This window comes from Cytobacillus eiseniae, from assembly GCF_017874625.1.
Classification (GTDB): Bacteria; Bacillota; Bacilli; order Bacillales; family Cytobacillaceae; genus Cytobacillus; species Cytobacillus eiseniae.
Genome location: NZ_JAGIKZ010000010.1, coordinates 95125 through 113174, shown reverse-complemented (window position 1 = coordinate 113174; position 18050 = coordinate 95125). Strand labels below are relative to the sequence as shown.

General features: G+C 33.5%; 16 protein-coding genes and 1 pseudogene. 11 read left to right on the top strand and 6 right to left on the bottom strand.

The genetic code is table 11. The features are described from left to right. Positions 1-56: 56 nt before the first annotated feature. From J2Z40_RS10665 to pepT, 3 genes and pseudogenes are all read right to left on the bottom strand, one after another. A pseudogene (locus tag J2Z40_RS10665) lies at positions 57-491 on the bottom strand (ABC transporter ATP-binding protein); the annotation flags it as partial. A 268-nt stretch (positions 492-759) separates the two neighbouring features. Continuing rightward, positions 760-1203, bottom strand: coding sequence for a GNAT family N-acetyltransferase (locus J2Z40_RS10660; RefSeq protein ID WP_066399867.1), 444 nt, complete (start codon positions 1201-1203; stop codon positions 760-762). Positions 1204-1282: 79 nt separating this feature from the next. Beyond that, positions 1283-2518: a peptidase T gene (pepT, locus tag J2Z40_RS10655; RefSeq protein ID WP_066399868.1), complete on the bottom strand. Its 1236-nt coding sequence runs from the start codon at positions 2516-2518 to the stop codon at positions 1283-1285. A gap of 284 nt (positions 2519-2802) precedes the next feature. On the opposite strand from pepT, the gene J2Z40_RS10650 reads away from it, so the two are divergent. The 7 genes from J2Z40_RS10650 (at position 2803) to J2Z40_RS10620 (ending at position 11007) form a co-directional block, all read left to right on the top strand. Beyond that, entirely contained in the window at positions 2803-3651 is an 849-nt protein-coding gene (locus J2Z40_RS10650; protein ID WP_066399869.1) for a heteromeric transposase endonuclease subunit TnsA, read from the top strand. Next, positions 3632-5797 carry a Mu transposase C-terminal domain-containing protein gene (locus tag J2Z40_RS10645; RefSeq protein WP_066399871.1) on the top strand — a complete coding sequence of 722 codons (2166 nt, stop codon included), beginning with the start codon at positions 3632-3634 and terminating at the stop codon, positions 5795-5797. The genes J2Z40_RS10650 and J2Z40_RS10645 overlap by 20 nt, the downstream gene beginning before the upstream one ends. Then, entirely contained in the window at positions 5797-7434 is a 1638-nt protein-coding gene (locus tag J2Z40_RS10640) for an ATP-binding protein (RefSeq protein WP_066399874.1), read from the top strand. Before J2Z40_RS10645 ends, J2Z40_RS10640 begins: the two co-directional genes overlap by 1 nt. A gap of 12 nt (positions 7435-7446) precedes the next feature. Next, positions 7447-7932: a TniQ family protein gene (locus J2Z40_RS10635; RefSeq protein ID WP_066399877.1), complete on the top strand. Its 486-nt coding sequence runs from the start codon at positions 7447-7449 to the stop codon at positions 7930-7932. Between the two features lie 597 nt (positions 7933-8529). Then, entirely contained in the window at positions 8530-8880 is a 351-nt protein-coding gene (locus J2Z40_RS10630) for a VOC family protein (protein WP_066399882.1), read from the top strand. A 456-nt stretch (positions 8881-9336) separates the two neighbouring features. Further along, entirely contained in the window at positions 9337-10299 is a 963-nt protein-coding gene (locus J2Z40_RS10625; RefSeq protein WP_066399884.1) for a helix-turn-helix transcriptional regulator, read from the top strand. A gap of 75 nt (positions 10300-10374) precedes the next feature. Then, the gene (locus J2Z40_RS10620; RefSeq protein WP_066399885.1) at positions 10375-11007 is read left to right on the top strand and encodes a type 1 glutamine amidotransferase family protein; all 633 of its coding nucleotides are present in this window, start codon (positions 10375-10377) and stop codon (positions 11005-11007) included. A gap of 1095 nt (positions 11008-12102) precedes the next feature. Here J2Z40_RS10620 and J2Z40_RS10615 read toward each other — a convergent pair. The 3 genes from J2Z40_RS10615 to J2Z40_RS10610 form a co-directional block, all read right to left on the bottom strand. Then, the gene (locus J2Z40_RS10615; RefSeq protein WP_066399888.1) at positions 12103-12327 is read right to left on the bottom strand and encodes a DUF2188 domain-containing protein; all 225 of its coding nucleotides are present in this window, start codon (positions 12325-12327) and stop codon (positions 12103-12105) included. Positions 12328-12467: 140 nt separating this feature from the next. Continuing rightward, positions 12468-12596: a hypothetical protein gene (locus tag J2Z40_RS20000; RefSeq protein ID WP_281064466.1), complete on the bottom strand. Its 129-nt coding sequence runs from the start codon at positions 12594-12596 to the stop codon at positions 12468-12470. 895 nt (positions 12597-13491) lie between these two features. Next, positions 13492-13638, bottom strand: coding sequence for a hypothetical protein (locus J2Z40_RS10610; RefSeq protein ID WP_157087893.1), 147 nt, complete (start codon positions 13636-13638; stop codon positions 13492-13494). A 214-nt stretch (positions 13639-13852) separates the two neighbouring features. Here J2Z40_RS10610 and J2Z40_RS10605 point away from each other — a divergent pair, with 214 nt between their 5' ends. From J2Z40_RS10605 to J2Z40_RS10590, 4 genes are all read left to right on the top strand, one after another. Continuing rightward, the gene (locus tag J2Z40_RS10605; protein WP_066399889.1) at positions 13853-14305 is read left to right on the top strand and encodes a LytTR family DNA-binding domain-containing protein; all 453 of its coding nucleotides are present in this window, start codon (positions 13853-13855) and stop codon (positions 14303-14305) included. Between the two features lie 13 nt (positions 14306-14318). After that, positions 14319-14846 (top strand): hypothetical protein, encoded by a 528-nt coding sequence (locus J2Z40_RS10600; RefSeq protein WP_066399890.1) that lies wholly within the window; start codon positions 14319-14321, stop codon positions 14844-14846. Between the two features lie 621 nt (positions 14847-15467). After that, complete coding sequence (locus tag J2Z40_RS10595; RefSeq protein ID WP_066399891.1) at positions 15468-17108, top strand: peptide ABC transporter substrate-binding protein; 1641 nt, start codon at positions 15468-15470, stop codon at positions 17106-17108. A 142-nt stretch (positions 17109-17250) separates the two neighbouring features. Further along, the gene (locus J2Z40_RS10590) at positions 17251-17673 is read left to right on the top strand and encodes a cytidine deaminase (RefSeq protein WP_066399892.1); all 423 of its coding nucleotides are present in this window, start codon (positions 17251-17253) and stop codon (positions 17671-17673) included. Positions 17674-18050: the final 377 nt, after the last annotated feature.

Here is an 18050-nt window from a genome sequence, read left to right as displayed (position 1 = left end):
AAACTGATTAGATTATCGCTAATCAGTTTCTTTTTTGTTAAGATAGTGCTCATTTTAATTTGGTATGGATATTTATCAAGTAACGCTTCAATCCCAAATTGTTGTGCCATTTTTTCTACGCGTTCATTAATATGTGCTGCTGGAACTTTCGCAATAGCTAACGGCAAAACAATATTTTCACGAACCGTCAATGAATCAAGTAAGTTGTAATCTTGAAAAATAAAGCCGAGATGATCGCGACGAAAATCTGCTAGCTGACCTTCTTTCATCTTGGCAATATTCGTTTGGTCAATGATGATATCACCTGTTGATGGCGAATCAATTGTGGCCAGAACATTTAGTAGTGTTGATTTCCCTGCTCCTGATGGTCCCATAATGTTGACAAATTCGCCTTTATTAATTTCAAATGTTATATTTTTTAACGCTTCAAATGTGTTAGTTCCTTTGCCATACACTTTTGAGACGTTTTGAACTTGTACCATTGTGTTCATGAATATCCTCCTCGTTTTGGTGTTATCTCTACTATACTGAATGCTCCTTACAGCAATCTGCCCTGTACCTTACAAAAACCTTAATTATTTGTGCTCTCATCGCGTGTATAAACAAGCTCTTAAATTGGATTTATGCCTTATAAAAAAAAACGAACTATTATTTGAAACTCTTTAGAGCTTCAGAATAGTTCGTTTTTATTATTTTTCACATATTGAGTATTATTCGTCTTTTGAAGTGGATAATTTACAGGAATGTATCTGCCCCCTATTATTGCACTATTGAGAGCCTCATAACAACTTCGTTTCCTTCCATTTCTCCCGTTTCCGAAAAACCAACTTTTTGGTAAAGTTTTTTTGCCACTAGATTTCCTTTAACATAATTTATTTGGATATAGTCGAATAATTTTTCTTGTTTCAAAAATTCAATAGCTTTGATCAATGCCTCTTTACCATAGCCTTTGCCTTGATAGGCAGTCCCTAACATAAATCGCCAAATCTCTACTTTCCTATTTTCAATTCTATAGTCAAACATTATAAAACCTACTATTGTATCATCCTTATAAATTGCATAAGGCTGGGCTCTATCGTAAAATACCCATGCTTGTGCCAACGATTTCATATTTGACGACACAAAGTTTTTTTGTTCTCCTACAAGTTCTAAATCAAAAACTTCTTGGTAGTTATCAGCGTTTACTTTCTCTAATCTAATCATTCTACATTACTCCTGATTCTGTTTAAAGACTTAATTTATTGCAATAATTTGACAAGATTTTAAAGATAGGTTATTTCTTTTACTCAGTTTTTTCTCCGAAAATCCGAACAACCTCAATGATTACATTTGTAGCTTTAACCATGTTATCAACTGAAACGAACTCATACTTACTATGGTAGTTTTCACCGCCTGTGAAAATGTTTGGTGTCGGAAGACCCATGTAGGATAGGGTTGACCCATCTGTTCCACCACGAATGGGTTTAATATCCGGTGAGATACCTAAGTTCTTCATTGCTTGCGCTGCTATTTCTACAATTTCAAAAACAGGTTCTATTTTTTCTTTCATATTATAATATTGATCGTTTATTTCTAGATGTATGATATCTTTTCCGTAGATCGTTTGGAGGTCATGCACAATTTTCTCAATCATAACCTTCCTATTATTAAAGTTTTCCTTATCAAAATCTCTAATAAGGTAATTCAGTGTTGTTTGCTCAACAGTACCATTAATATTGGTAAGATGATAGAAACCTTCATACCCATCAGTAAATTCAGGAGCTTCTTCAACAGGTAGTCTTCTATTCAATTCCATCGCAATTTTCGAGGAGTTAACCATTTTACCTTTTGCCGTACCAGGGTGTATGTTTCTTCCTTTAATCGTAATAGTTGCTTCTGCAGCATTAAAACTTTCAAACTCTAATTCCCCTAGAGGACCACCATCTATTGTATATGCAAATGGTGCATTAAAGGCATCAATATTAAACTTAACAGGTCCTTTTGATGTTTCTTCATCAGGTGTAAAGGCAACTTTAATTTTCCCATGCTTGATTTCAGGATGCTCAATTAAGTAGGCCATAGCAGTCATAATTTCAGCAATCCCTGCTTTATCGTCCGCACCAAGAAGAGTACTTCCATCTGTGGTAATGAGTGTGTGCCCCTTATAATTCGATAATTGAGGAAAATCATTCACAGATAACACAACTTGCAATGCTTCGTTTAATACAATGTCTCCGCCATCATACTTTTCTACAATTTGAGGATTAACATTTTTGCCTGTAAAATCACTAGATGTATCAAGATGGGCTATAAAGCCAATAGTTGGGACGTGTTTATCTATATTGGCTGGTAATGTAGCCATTACATAGCCATATTCATCTATCGATACTTCTTCCATACCAATCTCAATTAATTCCTTCACAAGCATGTTCCCTAGTACAAGCTGTCCAGGGGTTGATGGTGTGGCTTCAACACCATCTTCAGATTGTGTATCAACTTTCACATATGTTGTTAGTCTTTCAATTAAATCTTTTTTCATTTTAAATAGTCCCCCTTTAGCTTTTGTTGCTATTGTAGCATAATTTATAAAATTAATTATCGGTAAAATTAAAAATATATAGAACAATCTTTTTAATTAGTTATTGACTTTTTGTTTTCAAATAGGAGCTTAGGAAGTATAACTTTTAACACTTCTGTTTGACTATTAATCCCTATATTGTTTGACATTTGTTCAGGTTTGAATTTATTAATATAATTCATTGTAAAAAATATGTTTTTTTGTTATAAGTTAGGAGAGTATATAGAGGTATTGGAGGTGTAGATTTGGCAAGAAGTCGTTACACTTGGACTGAGGAAAAAATTGCGAAATATTTTAAAGAAGGAAGAGGAAATGGTGAGTTAAATAACTATCTTCCTTGGCTGACTATAAATGATGTTCCGAGTAGTGGCAGATCTCACCGTCCAAAAGGTTGGAAAACAAAAAGAAAGCATCAATTACTATCAGATTTAGAGCTTTCATATTTTTATTATTTAGAATGGAGCAATAAAGTTGTAGATATTAGAGAACAATTCCCACTTGATCGGGAGGATACCTTAGATATTTCCTCACAAAAAAATATCCCTCACCCTTTTGAAGAAAATACTCAAACTCCTATTGTGATGACCACAGATTTCTTAGCAACTTGTCGAGCTGGAAATGAAATATTCTTTATTGCACGCTCAATTAAACCTAGTGAAGAACTTGAAGATCCTAGGGTATGTGAAAAACTTGAAATAGAGAGGCAGTATTGGGAGGATAAGGGCGTAGAATGGGCTATTATTGACGAAAAAGTAATGCCTGAACAGTTTTTCAAAAATTTAAAATATATCCACGAGTATTATTACCTTGTAAGTAAAGATGAAGAGGAAATGAGTTTGCACTTCCTTGATTTTCTAATTAATCAATCCAATAAACATCCTGAGAGGAAATTAATCGATTGTTGTAAGGATTTTGATTCACTTTATAACCTAGATGATGGCTCTAGTATATATTACATAAGGCACTTATATGCGCGTCAATATATTGTTCCCGTAGATATGGATAAACCCATTCGACCTCACAAAATCAACTTAAACGGAATGTCTTTTACAAAAGGGGGATTTAATAATCAATATGGAAGTTCTATCAGTTAACGAGCTTATAGTAGATCTTGATACTGAAAAAACTTACAGAATTTTATGGATTGATGAGGGTTACATTATCACCTATGTAATCGACATTAATGATAAAAAAGCACTGCCTTTTATTATGACTATTAAGGAAATAGAAGAAAGAGCAAAAAATGGGGACTTTACAATCAGAATTGACAGAGGAATTGTTTTAAATCGAACTCCTACAATTAATGATATAGAACATAGAGATAGAACCTGGAGTTACATTAAACCTATTGTTGATTTAAAACCTGCAATCTACCAAAAGGAACATAGAAATCTAATTATTAAAATGGCGATGACTGAACATAACATTGGATCACATAATACATTACTTAAAAATCTAAGAAAGTATTGGCAAAGAGGAATGGTAATCGATTGCCTTTTTCCGGATTATGCTTTTCTTAAAATAAATGTTAACAGTAATAATATTAACGTTAATTTAGAGAATAAAGAAAAAATCAAAAAGAAAACAGGAAGACCTAAAAAGAATGGTAAAGGCGGAATTGTAATTACAGAAGAGATTAAGCAGCAATTTGAAAAATCTATAAAGAAATATTACTTAAATCAGAAGAAGTCGTCCTTAAATTTTGCTTTTAAGAAGATGACAGCAGACTATTATACTAAATTGAAGTATTACGATGAAGATGGAAACGAAAAGAGAATTCTTCATCCTGAAGAAAATAGACCAACCTTTCGACAGTATCAATATTGGTTTAAAAGTGAATTTGATAATGATAAGGTGACGATTGCAAGAGAAGGTCGCTATAAGTATGAGCAAAATTATAGATCCATTTTAGGTTCTTCTACTGCTGAAACAGAGGGCCCGGGAGATATTTTTCAAATAGATGCTACACAAAGTAATAATTATCTAGTTAACAGATTTAATCCAAATTGGATTGTTGGAAGACCTACAACGTATTTCATTGTCGATGTTTATACCCATTTAATAACAGGACTTTACGTAGGGCTAGAAAACGCCTCTTGGAAAGCGATGATGAATGCAATGGTTAATACCTGCATGGATAAAGTAGAGTATTGTGAAAAATTTGGTATTAATATTTCTCCCGAGATGTGGCCATCTAGCCATTTGCCTAGCAATTTTATTGGGGATAGAGGGGAATTGGCTAGTCACGGAGTAGACCATTTAATTGAAGGATTGGGTCCACGTATTAGTAATACCCCACCCTACCGTCCAGATTGGAAGGGCATTGTTGAAAAATTATTTGACACTTCTCAGGAAAAAATCAAGCCCTTTTTACCAGGATATGTGCATAAAGACTACGGAGAAAGAGGTGCAAAAGATTATCGCTTAGAAGCAAGTTTGACAATTGAGGATTATACAAAAGTTTTAATTAATTTCATCCTTTTCTATAACCATAACTTTTATATGGACGAATATATCAGAAGTGAGGAACAAATAAGAGATAATGTTCAACCCATTCCAATTAAATTATGGGAATGGGGTGTGAAAAATGCTGCAGGTAAATTAAAGAAGCACAGAATTGATGAAGTGATGTTCTATTTACTTCCTAGGGCTACTGCTACAATAACCGAAAAAGGTATTAAATATAAAAGAATGTTATATACACATCCAAGAGCTTTAAAAGAAGGATGGTTTTCAAGAGCTAGGCAAAAAGGCAGCTGGAAGGTAGATTTCTCGTATGATCCAAGAAATATGGATATTATCTATTTGCATACGAAAGATGACGAACTATTCATACCATGTACCTTGTTAGAACATCACAATAGGTACATGAATAAAACAATTGAAGAAATTGAGCAACTTTTAGAGTTTGAATCTGAGGATCATAGGAATTTCGAACATACCCAATTAGAAAATGAATTAAATTTCTACTCCAATATAGAAAATGTCGTGGAAGCGGCTAATAAGAATAAAAAAGAAAAATTGGACTCTTCCTTAAGTAAATCTGAACGAACCAAAAACATAAAAAAACACCGGAAGGAAGAACAATTTGAAAGGAGAAATGATGAAACACTAAAACTACATTACAGTGAGGAAAATATCGTTGAAGATTCCAAAAAGGATAATCTAATAAATATAGATGATAGTACATTAAAAGTATCTATAAAACAGTTGTATGCAAATCGAGGGCGGAAAAAATAATGGAAAAATTAATCAAGTTAGACAATGATGATTATGCTATTATTGCACAATATAGGGAACAAGAAGTTGTTGATTATAGGAATAACCCATTAATAGAAGCACTGCCCCCTATTCTTTCTATAGAGGATGCTTTTCAGCAACTAGAATATCTTCCTGAGTACAATGAGAAAGAAGTAAATTTGTCGGCACATCATCGATTTCATTCACTAATTCGATTAACAAGATGTTATCAGCCTACGGAAAAAACTTTGGAACTTGAAGCGAAATTTTCAAGGCTAATTAGAGGCGGTTATGTTTATCGAAACCCTAATAGCAAAACTCATGCCGAAACTCTTATTGAACTACATAGAAGGCTAGAAAATAATGAGCCATTAGGTCTTCCCCCTAACATCAGTAAGACAGCATCGAGTTTAAGTATGATTGGTTTTTCAGGGATGGGTAAATCTTCTACCATTGAAAGAGTGTTATCTCTTTATCCTAAAGCTATTGTACATCAATATCCATTGAATATAGTACAACTTCCTTGGATAAAACTTAATTGTCCTAATGATGGATCACCTAAAACACTGTGTTTAGATTTTTTTATTAAAATTGATGAGATTCTAGGAACTACATATTTTAAGGATTACGGAAAGAAAGGTGATTCATTAAGTTTTCTAATTATTAGGGTTGGGCAATTAGCAAGAGCACATTGCTTAGGTGTATTAATTATTGATGAGATTCAGCATTTGTTAACAGCAAAAGATGAAGTATCATCAAGCATGATGAATTTTTTAGTAACACTGGTAAATGAAATTGGTATTCCTATCATGCTGATTGGAACAACAAAAGCAAAGGAACTATTACAATTAAATTTTAGGCAGGCAAGAAGAGCTGGTGGGCATGGGGAAATAATATGGGAACAAATGAAAAATGATGATAACTGGGAAGTATTAATGACAAGTATGTGGGAATATCAATGGACCAAGAAGAGAGTACAATTATCAAAAGAATGGTTAGATGTCCTTCATGATGAAAGCCAAGGCATTGTTGATATTGCAGTTAAATTGTTTTTATTGGCTCAATCGTATGCAATTGAAACAGGAACCGAGGAAATATCACCCAAAATGCTTAACGTAGTAAGTAATAAATACCTAGTTATGGTCCAGGATATGCTTAAAGCATTACGTTCAGGTGAACCTAATCAAATAGCTAAATATGATGATATTACTCCATTTGATATAGAAGACTTTTTATCAAGCAGAAAACCTATGATCAATATGAGAGATAAAATAACTGAACAGAAAGATAAATTAGCTGAGAAAAGATTGCAAAAAGAACTTTCAGTTTTAGAAAAGGTAATTCTAACTCTTATTAATTTGGATGTAAGTGAAAAATTAGCCGAAAGCGTTGCAAAGAGAGTTATTAATGAAAATAAAGGTATTAGCTCTAAAGAAGCAGTTCAAAAAGCTTTAACGATTATTAGTCAAATAAATGAATCTAAGAAAGCCAATCCTTCCAAACCAAAAAATAAAAGGACAGTGAATATTATTTTTAAAATAGTTGATAATGGGAGAAAGGAAAAAAAGAGTGCTCATAAATCTCTTTTAGAAAAAGGTTTAATAATCGCACCCTTTTCTGACGATAAACTATTTTAAAAGAGGATTTTTATGCTTGGATGGTTTCCGAAAATTCATGAAGATGAATTATTATATAGTCTTTTTGCAAGATATTATAACCAAAGTCCAAATATTAGTATGAGAGATGCTTTGTTTGATCTTTTCAATGATACAAGAGCAATACTTACTCCTGATTTCCCAACAAATTTGGAGACTTTTGCAAAGCAAATACAAATATTTGGGTATGATAATTTGGAGGACTTAGTATTTAAACATACTCCATTTAATTATTATACGAATTTCCTTGAAGAATCACAGAAAGAAGCCGTTTTTAATGAAATAAAAAATCATCAAAGCCAAAATGTTCACATGTTAATGGGCATAGTTGCAAGCACAGTAAAAGAAACCACATTTTTTAAGTTCTGTCCTACTTGTTTACAAAAAGACTTAAAAAATTACGGGGAATCTTTTTGGAGAGTATCTCATCAACTACCCAGTGTATTTTTTTGTCCAGAACATAATACTGGTTGTATTTGAATAAGGGTTTTCTTGTTAAGCTAATGGGGCGTTAGTCCAATAAGAATTAAACAACTTTATTATCAGGTTTATAGTAGAAGACCCCAAAAAACTTAGCTGTATCCGTCAATCATAAACGGTAAATAGCAAAACAACTTGTAAAATGGTCAAATATAATCGGTAAATAACACGAGTGAAAATTGGAGCAACTCTCCAGTTTTCCTCGTGTTTTTTGTTTGAGAATGCCAGAGAAAAAACCTGAAAAAGAGCCTGATAAAACCAGAAGGAAAGCAGGAGGAAAACCCAAAAATAAAGGGCTTTAGAGAAAGGAAACCAGAGAAAAAGGCAAGAGTGACAAGGATTTGAAAGAAGGGGGGAGAATACACTATTGTTTTCAACTACAGTTGAGGGGAATGGAGCGTTGGAATGGCGTAGGAATGTAATTTTTTTGGGGGGGCATCTTGTCGGTTTGAAACAAAGTTATACTGTTTATAAAAAAGATGTACCGGAATTTGCTACACTTCGATATTTTACTAACGGGGTCAGTATAATTCAACAAGAAGGAGATATTTAATACATGACGAATTAAACCTATATAGCTAAATTTGGAGGTAATCTATGAACCCTATTTTAAATCAAATTGGTACTGTGTTTATTCCCGTAAGCAACATTGAAGAAGCTCGTAAATGGTATTGTGACATATTAGGTTTATCAGCAGATGGTGAAATATTATTTGATCATTTGTATATAGTAGCTATGAACGGAACGAGAATTGTATTAGATAGCAAGATTTATTCAGCGGATAATATTTTCAAAACTCCACCTTTTCATTTGAATACTAATAATATAGAACAAGCATATGAGTATATGAAAGGTAAGAATGTCGAATTAACAACAGAAATTGAGCATAACCAATGGTTTAATTTCAAAGACCCTGATGGGAACCATTTAATGGTTTGCAAATGTTAAAACTGTTGCGGTTAGCATTTGCTGCATAAGACACATTGAAATGATCAATCTATTTTCAAAATGGAGTTTTTGTGTTGGTTGCTAAATAAGGGTTTGTAACTTCATTTTTATTAAAGTTTATTCCATTGCTACAGGTTGTTGTGTAGGTTTGAAATAAAGTCGCGATGTTTATAAAAAGGATGCGAATCTTTACACCCCTTTAGATATGATCATATAAAGGGGTGTTTTTGTGTCGAAAAGAACTAGAACATCTAAAATTGATATATGGATTAAAGAAGGTCGGGCGTGGCTCTAAGATTAGCTCAGATTATAAACCGTGGTTGAATATTCAAGATGTCTCTTCATCAATTGTGAAGAATTATAATTAAACCTAACAAGAGATAATTTAAGGAAATGGAAGTTATAATTAAATGTGAATACAGTAAAATTTCTTTATTACTATAGAGGTGGATTTATATGCCTAAAATTGACAATATGTTAGCAATTCTATGGATGCTTCGTTCAGGTGAAAAAATTACTGCAAAGGAAATTTCAGAAGAGTTAGAAATAAATATAAGGACTGTGTATCGTTATATTGATACACTTTCAACAAGTGGTGTACCTATAATTTCAGACACAGGTCATAACGGTGGATACACTTTAATAAACAATTTTATTGAAGCTCCTCTTTTTTTTGATTTTGAGGAGCAAACTTCACTATTTCATGCTGCTGTTTTTGCAGAAGAAGCCGGATATTATGGAGGTGAAGCACTAAATAGGGCCATTTCAAAACTAAGTAAATACTCAAATCAAGAGCAGGAAACAAAGATAAACCAACATTTAACTAGTCTTGAAGTAATAAGTCGATTAAGTTCTCTCTCTATGGAATCTTTTTTGAAGGAGTTAGAGCAGGCCTTAGCTGACCGGTACTCAGTAAAAATTCTTTACCATAAAAGTGGCGAAAAGCAATTAAATTATAGATTGGTCGATCCGTACAGAATTATCTATTGGAATAATAAGTGGTATGTGATTGGATTTTGTCATCTTAGAAATGATATCCGTAGTTTTAGAGTAGATCGAATTGAAAGTCTAATACTAACTGAAAATAAGTTTAACCGGCCAGAAAATTTTTCAGCACGTGATTTTTTTATAAAAAATCTTCTTCCAACTATAGAAGATAAGGAAGGGATTATTTCTTTGGTTATTAATGGGGATAAAAGTGTATTGGCTGATATTTGCCAACATTGGTTTTTAGGACATTATTTACAAGAACGGACTTCAAATCAAGCAGTTTTTCTTCTTGAAAAAGATATGCTACATACATATGTACCTTATTTACTTTTACCATACAATAAATCTATTAAAGTTATTGAGCCAATAAGTTTTAAGAAAAGACTTGTTGAAGTTTTGTCTGATTTAATAAAATTTTATCAAGTATGAAAACTTCCCTGACGGTAGCTGTCAGGGAAGTTTTATTATAATAGGCTATATCAATTGTGATTGGAGTGTTATTGGATGCAAACAAAAAAAGTTTTTCTATATGTATTTAATACAATGTCGGACTGGGAATATGGATATTTAATTGCTGAACTAAACTCAGGAAGATATTTCAAAAAGGATTTAGTACCTTTAAAAGTAATTACAGTAGGAGCTAATAAAGAAATGATTACTACTATGGGAGGACTGAGCATAAAACCAGATAATTCCCTTGATGAATGTACTCTTGAAAGTAAGGATCTTTTAATTTTACCAGGAGGGACTACTTGGAGTGAAGAAATTCATCAACCTATCTTGGAAAGAATTGGCCAAGCTTTAAAGCTAGGCACTATTGTTGCTGCAATTTGTGGTGCAACTGATGCCCTTGCGAATATGGGATACTTAGATACTAGAAAGCATACAAGTAATAATTTAGAATACACTAAAATGGTATGTCCTAACTATAAAGGAGAAAAGTTCTATGAGGTGGGATCTGCGGTATCTGATGTGAATTTAGTTACTGCATCAGGAATAGCTCCTTTGGAATTTGCGATGGAAGTACTGAAAAAATTAGATGTATTTGCACCAGATACATTACATTCATGGTATAACCTAAATAAGACTCATCAACCTGAATACTTCTTCCAGTTAATGAATTCAATAAATGGTTGAGCTATAAAATTTACTTTGTTAAAAAATAAATCTGGTAAATAACTTCTTTGGTAATTATGGAACGATCATCAAGCATCAGTTGCTTTTGTTAAAGATCGGATTTCAGAATATGATCAAACTTTTTTATAAAAAATGTATAATACTTCACAAATAAAGAATCCGTTTTGGTCAATCTTTTTTTCAAAACGGGTTCTATTAATTTCACGTAAAATTTGGGTTTGTGAAGTATTTTTGATCAAACTTTACTTTAAAGCTAAATAATTTGTTATCGGAAAATTCAACTGTTCTGTAGCAAAACAATATGTATTCTCAGTTAAATGAGTTGTTCTCTAAAACGAGTGAAAATCGGAAAATTGCCTCTAATTTTCCTCGTTTTTTTGTGTCCAAAAGCGAAGAAAAAGCCAGAAAAAGCATGAGAAAGGCATGAATAAATGTCAGAGGAAAAGCCTGATAAATCAGCGATTTTAAGATAGAAAGCCAGAAGGAATAATTGAAAAAAGGCAGGAGAAAAAGCATGAAAAAATCCCCTCATTCCTAATCCCTTTACCCTGTTCCTACGGAACAACTCATTTTCCTAAAAAATCAGGGTTCTTACAAAAAACAGGAGAAAAAAGGAGCGAATGGGGGAAGAACCAATTAAACTACAGAAATTGGGGAAATCGGAGAAAGGCAGGAATGACAAGGGTTTGAGAGAAGGGGAGAGAATACACTTGGATTTTGCAACTACATAGAAGGCAGGGATTTTTTGAAATGGAATCTAACGTGATTCTGAACTAAGTAGTGAAAGGGGTTAGGGATAGTGGAAAATCTGAGTGGAAAATTGTTAAAGGAGATGGAGGTGTTCGATGATGCCTACCCTGACGGAGTAATTGCAATTTCTCGAAATCCTAATTATCAAAGAGTAAAAGTTAGGGCGTTATGAGATTATTGTTATCGGAAAAGGGGATTGATATAGAATCTATAAGTGAAGAAGAGCTTAAACAATTCCTTACTAAATCAAATAACTATAAAAATACATAAAGAAACAGGAGGAATGATACTCCCCCCTGTTATAGCAGTAAAGCGGTTATTGAATTCCTAAGGATTTCATTTCAATTATCCTCTTGGTGGATAAAGGTCATTTCCGTAACTATTTCTTTCTCTAATTTGTCCTGTTCTGTTATGAATGAACAGTTCAGATTGCTGATTTTTTGCAATATCTCTTGCAAATGAAATTGCCTCACGTTGAGTATCAAATACTTTTGTTGCTCTTGAATTTCCTGCACCTTTTACTTGAAATCCACCACCAGAATATGGTGTAACATGTTGATTTTTACCCATTTATAAATCACCTCATTAATTGATATGGTGAGGGAGGCGAACGTAAGTCCTCTTTTATGAAAACGAATTTTGTTGTAATATAAACGTGGATATATAAATCAATGGCTCTTATTTGTTCTGCAAAACAAATAAGAGCTTTTTTATTTTAGCTTTCTCTTTAACTCTCGTTCGAGCTTCTGCATTTCTCTTTTTACTTGCTTATCTACTTCTCTATTAAAATCCCTAATGGCTCTATTAACTTGGGATGTATTGATTTGTACTCGTACCATATAGTCACCTCCTTATATGTGTAATCTAATGCTCATTTTTTGCCTCCTCACAATATTGAATTATAGCACTATATTCCAAGTGAATCAATATATAGTATATATTAAATAATTAGTGATACTATATGTTGTGTTTTGTTGAGTGATTTTCTAATTTGTCAAATACGGAAATAATAGAATTTGTGAGAATACTCTTGAAAAGTGAAGAAAGTGATAGATTTTCAATAATTTCTACTCAATTTCCTCATTTGCTATTATTGATTCGTACATTTTGGCATAGCTCTAATTATGTAATATAACCTTAATCAATTATTTTTCATATCCTATTATCAACTTATTGTCTTCGTTTCAATTCCCTTGTTTTACCCTGCCTTATCTCCTTTTGAGCCACTTTTATCAGTTGTATATTTCCCCCAACTGCTTATAATTACAGTAGCTTTAATAAAACAGGATGTTCTAATCTATCAATTCGGATTAGACAGATGAAACAGGAGGAATTGTATATGAATGGTAATAATACAACTTTAAAGGGAAACCGAGAGATTCAAAAAACGTTTGCTCAGAATCTCAAAAATTATCGTCTGCAAAAAAACTTAACTTTAAGGTAATTAGGTGAGATGGCAAAAACAGACGCAGGGTACATTCATAAGTGTCCCTATAAAAAATTAAGGGTTCTTATATAAAATAAGTAAATCAAGATAGAGGGTATTTCTTAATTCAGAGTTCTTCTTTCTATTATATCTCCCTGACTTTTGGTTGGTTTCCACGCTAAAAAGTCGGTACCTACTCCTAAATAGTCGGTATCCAAACGGTAATGGAAGCGGGTAGTCTATTATATATTCAATCGTTTTTCAATTAGTTTTTTTAATCAAAAGTCAATATCAATTCGGAGCTGGATTCAATATGATCCAGTCTTTTTTCTTTTGTTCAATATCCCTCTAATCTCTTGTCCAATAAGGGTTTCAGTCGTTTCCCCAACCCATAAATCCTTAGGGCTTTCAATCTCTATTTTTCTCGTTAGTGTGGCTCCTAACTGTAATGCCATCCCCAATTGCTACAATTCTTTATGAAGATTATAATACGAAATAATGCTTCCAATTATTTTGTAATTCTACTTTTTAATTAATATCAACTATATTGTGTAATCTATGTGGCTATATCTGTAAAGTGTTCCTTTCATATGGTAATGGGAATATCCGATTGTTATACTTCTTTTGAAATATGTCAGTGTATCACTATGAACAAGAGGAGGTTGCAATTTGATAATCAAACTTGAAATTAGTAATGAGCGTTATGATGAAATCAAATCTGCACTCGAAGAACGAGGAATTGAAATAGATGATACTGCCGACTTGGTATTAAGTGAAACCAACAACTTCATTGATAATCTGATTGTGAGAGAAAAAGGAACAAATGCGAGGATCATTTTATCTGTAGAGGATATTGTTTGTATCGAGTCGTTCGGTCATGAGGTTGAGGTACAAACGCAAGAAGCACTATATCAAGCTACCGACCGATTATACCGAATTGTCAGTTTGCTAGACCCAACAAAATTTTTGCGTATAAGTAACTCTGTTGTAATTGCAAGAAATAAGGTTAAACGAATTACACCTACTCTCTCGTCGAAATTTATCTTTACAATGACTAACGGTAAAAGTGTTGATGTAACAAGAAGTTATTACTACATTTTCAAAGAATATTTCGGAATATAGAGGAGGCGATTACATGGTTTTTCCTATTTATTTGCTCGCACTGTTTGCAATTCTAATTATATTAGTCGCTACTGTTATTGTTTATTTTCAAGCCTATAAACGGCATATCAATAAGGCTCTAGGTGCAACTGAGGGGAAGCGTATTTCAATGGTTCCTCCAAATAGAGTTGCTATTGTTATGACCATTATCGTTTTACTCATTAGCATATTAATTAGTTATTTTGCGGGATATATTAATGCCTATAAAGATTACGAAAAAGAAGCATGGGTGATGTCGCATTCTGATATTCAGACATTCTATGCTGAAGTAAAAGAAGTTGGCGAGAACTCTATATTGGTTGACGGTATTTCCCTCAACGATGAGAATTATCGAGGTGAGTTTCAATATGATGTATGGGGAGAGGTGAGTATATATTGGCAGGATGCTGTTATCCAACTTTCTGATTTGTCAGAAGGTGATTTGATTTCAATCACACTACTCACTGACCGCACAGGCATTACAAATATCTTCAAAATTCAGCTGTTAGCTGACAAGAAGTAACTTTGTGTTCCGACCAAACACCATTATCAGCGTGTGATGTAATGAAAATAAAGGGAATGAGTTTTTATGATTAAAAAGATTCTTAGATTATATGAACGAGATGAATCAATTCTAAATTTATATCTCTATATCAAATAGAGAAGTATTTAGTTCCCAGCATAAGAAAAGTTCTCATTTAATAAATATTCGTTCAATCACAAAAAGCATTGTTTCACTTTTTAATTGGGATTGCATTAAAAAGAGAATTAATAAAGTCTCTTGATACTCCGATTATCTTTTTCACCCCGTCCTAATCTAGAACGGGGTTATATTTGTTTTGGTAATATACCTTTAACATCCTTTTCTCTCAAGGAAATGCAATGCCCTATAATAATTTTTCTGATCTATTTTTACTACTTGGAACATTGCCGTGCAACTGATTAACCCTTCCTATTTTTACGAATTCCTTTCTATTAGGAGCCAGTGGCTGTTGTTTAACCGTTAGCACTAAGGCGAGAAAGGAACGTATTGTAAATACCCCTTTTATTTATCTAATAAATTCAGAAAAATTACCACATTCATCCATAAAACATGTATAATAACCTTTATTATCTCAATTTTCAATAAATAGGAGGGATTTTTATGAGAAGTCGAATATGGGTTTTTTCTATCGTTTTATTTTTGTCGCTGATTTTAGGCGCATGTTCTTCGAAGGAATCCGACTCTCAGGCAACCGAGAGTGAAAAAGAAAATGCGGCCGAGGTGAAAGAACAGACCCTTAAGATTAATAACTTCACAGAACCATCTTCTCTTAATCCAAGCCTAGCTACGGATGTTTGGTCATCCAATATTCTGCTGCAAACATTTGAAGGATTGACTCGTATTAATCAAAATGGGGAGCCTGAAGAGGCTATGGCTGAAACAATTGATCTATCAGATGATTTATTGACTTACACATTTACCTTAAGAAAAGATGCCAAGTGGTCAAACGGAGATCCAGTAACGATGTATGACTTTGAATATGCTTGGAAATGGGTGCTAAACCCAGATAATCTTGCTCAATATGCTTATCAGTTGTATTACATTAAAAATGCAGAAGCTGCCAATAAAGGGGAAGCTTCCTTAGATGAGGTAGGTATAAAAGTACTAGATGAACAGACATTGGAGGTTACACTGGAAAATCCAACGCCATTCTTTTTAGAGCTTACGGCCTTCTTTACATATTTTCCAATTAACAGTGAGGTGGCTAAAAATAATCCGGATTGGTCAAAGGATGTGGGAGATAGCTATACATCAAATGGGCCATTCAAAATGGCAATATGGGAACATCAAAATCAAATTGTGCTTGAAAAGAATGAACAATATTGGGATAAAGATACGGTCAAGTTAGAAAAAATTGACATGCTGATGTTAAATGACTCGAATACTGAGTTGAATATGTTTAATTCTGATGAACTGCATTGGGCTGGCGCACCGACAGGCAGTTTGCCGCTTGATGCCATTCCTGCTTTGCAGGATGAAGGGAATCTTGAGGTTGCACCAACAGCAGGGACGTATTGGTATGAATTTAACTTGAAGAAAAAGCCATTTAATAACACAAAAATTAGAAAAGCTTTTGCTTATGCAATTGATCGCAAATCTATTGTTGAAAATGTCACTCAGAGTGCGGAAATTCCTGCAACTGCCATTGTTCCAAACTCCATGATTCCAGAAAATGAAACTGGCTATTTTAAGGATGCTGATATTCAAGAAGCAAAAAAGCTTTTGGAAGAAGGGCTAGAGGAAGAAGGCTATAATAGTATCGCAGAATTACCAGTAATTACCCTCTCCTACAATACAGATCCAGCCCAGGCAAAAATTGCTCAAGCTGTTCAAGATATGTGGAAAGCAAACTTAGGGGTAAATGTCGAGCTTAGTAACGAAGAATGGGCAGTGTATTATGAAGGAATTATTAATGGAGATTTTGAGGTAGCTAGAATGGGGTGGACAGGTGATTTCAATGACCCGATCAACTTCCTAGAAATATTTAAAGAGGATGGTGGAAACAACCATACGGGCTGGATGAATGAAGAATATGCATCATTGCTAGATCAATCAGCTTTAGAGCCTGATCCAGCTAAGCGAAAAGAAATACTAAAACAAGCGGAAGCCATTATTATGGATGAAATGCCTGTAATCCCATTTCACTTTAAAACAAGCGTCTATGTAAAAAAGGAAAACCTAAAAGGTGTATATGTTTCTGGATTAGGCAATGTTCAATACAAATGGGCATACTTTGAATAAACATGAACGATCATTTCATCGAATGCTTGAAAAGTTAAAATAATACATGGGGGAGGTTCTGCTGCTTCCGGTAGCAAAGGAGCTTTCCCTCATGCTTCTTAAATGCAAAAAAATCTTATAGGAATTGGAAGCAGGAAGCCATATGAAAACATTTAACATAACTAAACGAGATCTAGAATTAATAGAGGCAGCAACAGATAAGATTGCCATGCTTTATGAAGATAATAAACACCATGTGGGAGCAGCCATTCGCACGAAAACAGGAGAAATTATTTCGGCAGTACATATTGAAGCGTATATAGGACGAGTAAGTATTTGTGCCGAAGCGATTGCGATTGGTAGTGCGATTTCGAATGGACAAAAGCATTTTGACAAGATTGTAGCTGTTAGACACCCTTATTCTGACGAAGAAGATAGAAATATTCGAGTAGTGAGTCCTTGTGGCATATGTAGAGAGTTGATTTCAGACTACGCACCAGATATTTTTGTGCTAGTAGAAATAAATGGCGAGTTAGTTAAAACGACGATTGAAGAACTCATCCCACTCAAATATACACGAAATTAAACAACTTAAATTTTGGAAAGAACATTAATCATTTAAGAATAATTATAATAAACTTTGCTTAAAAATCCTGTGTTGGTATACAGGATTTTTTCTTGTTTCAAAAACGAGCATGATGGTGAAACGGAAGGAATGTAATAGCGATTGTGGAAGGGGATCGTTTTTTAGCGTTCTTCCGAATGGGGAGACAATGTTTTAGAATTGTCCACAAAGTTGTAAATATTGATATGAAGGATCAAACAGACGAAATTGGAGATCGATCCATTCGAAATAGGTGATCACCTATAATTTGTTCATTAATAGTAAGGGAAGTGAGCAGTATACCCCTTGCTCAAACTCTGTATTCATACATTTATCATTTGCGTGTAGTTGAGCCAGGA

What these genes read in the sequence shown, in the direction of transcription:
- J2Z40_RS10610 (WP_157087893.1), bottom strand. Translation starts at nt 13,638, where the DNA reads ATGGCATTACAGTTAGGAGCCACACTAACGAGAAAAATAGAGATTGAA.
- J2Z40_RS10640 (WP_066399874.1), top strand. Translation starts at nt 5,797, where the DNA reads ATGGAAAAATTAATCAAGTTAGACAATGATGATTATGCTATTATTGCA.
- J2Z40_RS10625 (WP_066399884.1), top strand. Translation starts at nt 9,337, where the DNA reads ATGCCTAAAATTGACAATATGTTAGCAATTCTATGGATGCTTCGTTCA.
- J2Z40_RS10635 (WP_066399877.1), top strand. Translation starts at nt 7,447, where the DNA reads ATGCTTGGATGGTTTCCGAAAATTCATGAAGATGAATTATTATATAGT.
- pepT (WP_066399868.1), bottom strand. Translation starts at nt 2,518, where the DNA reads ATGAAAAAAGATTTAATTGAAAGACTAACAACATATGTGAAAGTTGAT.
- J2Z40_RS10660 (WP_066399867.1), bottom strand. Translation starts at nt 1,203, where the DNA reads ATGATTAGATTAGAGAAAGTAAACGCTGATAACTACCAAGAAGTTTTT.
- J2Z40_RS10620 (WP_066399885.1), top strand. Translation starts at nt 10,375, where the DNA reads ATGCAAACAAAAAAAGTTTTTCTATATGTATTTAATACAATGTCGGAC.
- J2Z40_RS10615 (WP_066399888.1), bottom strand. Translation starts at nt 12,327, where the DNA reads ATGGGTAAAAATCAACATGTTACACCATATTCTGGTGGTGGATTTCAA.
- J2Z40_RS10630 (WP_066399882.1), top strand. Translation starts at nt 8,530, where the DNA reads ATGAACCCTATTTTAAATCAAATTGGTACTGTGTTTATTCCCGTAAGC.
- J2Z40_RS10600 (WP_066399890.1), top strand. Translation starts at nt 14,319, where the DNA reads ATGGTTTTTCCTATTTATTTGCTCGCACTGTTTGCAATTCTAATTATA.
- J2Z40_RS10595 (WP_066399891.1), top strand. Translation starts at nt 15,468, where the DNA reads ATGAGAAGTCGAATATGGGTTTTTTCTATCGTTTTATTTTTGTCGCTG.
- J2Z40_RS10645 (WP_066399871.1), top strand. Translation starts at nt 3,632, where the DNA reads ATGGAAGTTCTATCAGTTAACGAGCTTATAGTAGATCTTGATACTGAA.
- J2Z40_RS20000 (WP_281064466.1), bottom strand. Translation starts at nt 12,596, where the DNA reads ATGGTACGAGTACAAATCAATACATCCCAAGTTAATAGAGCCATTAGG.
- J2Z40_RS10590 (WP_066399892.1), top strand. Translation starts at nt 17,251, where the DNA reads ATGAAAACATTTAACATAACTAAACGAGATCTAGAATTAATAGAGGCA.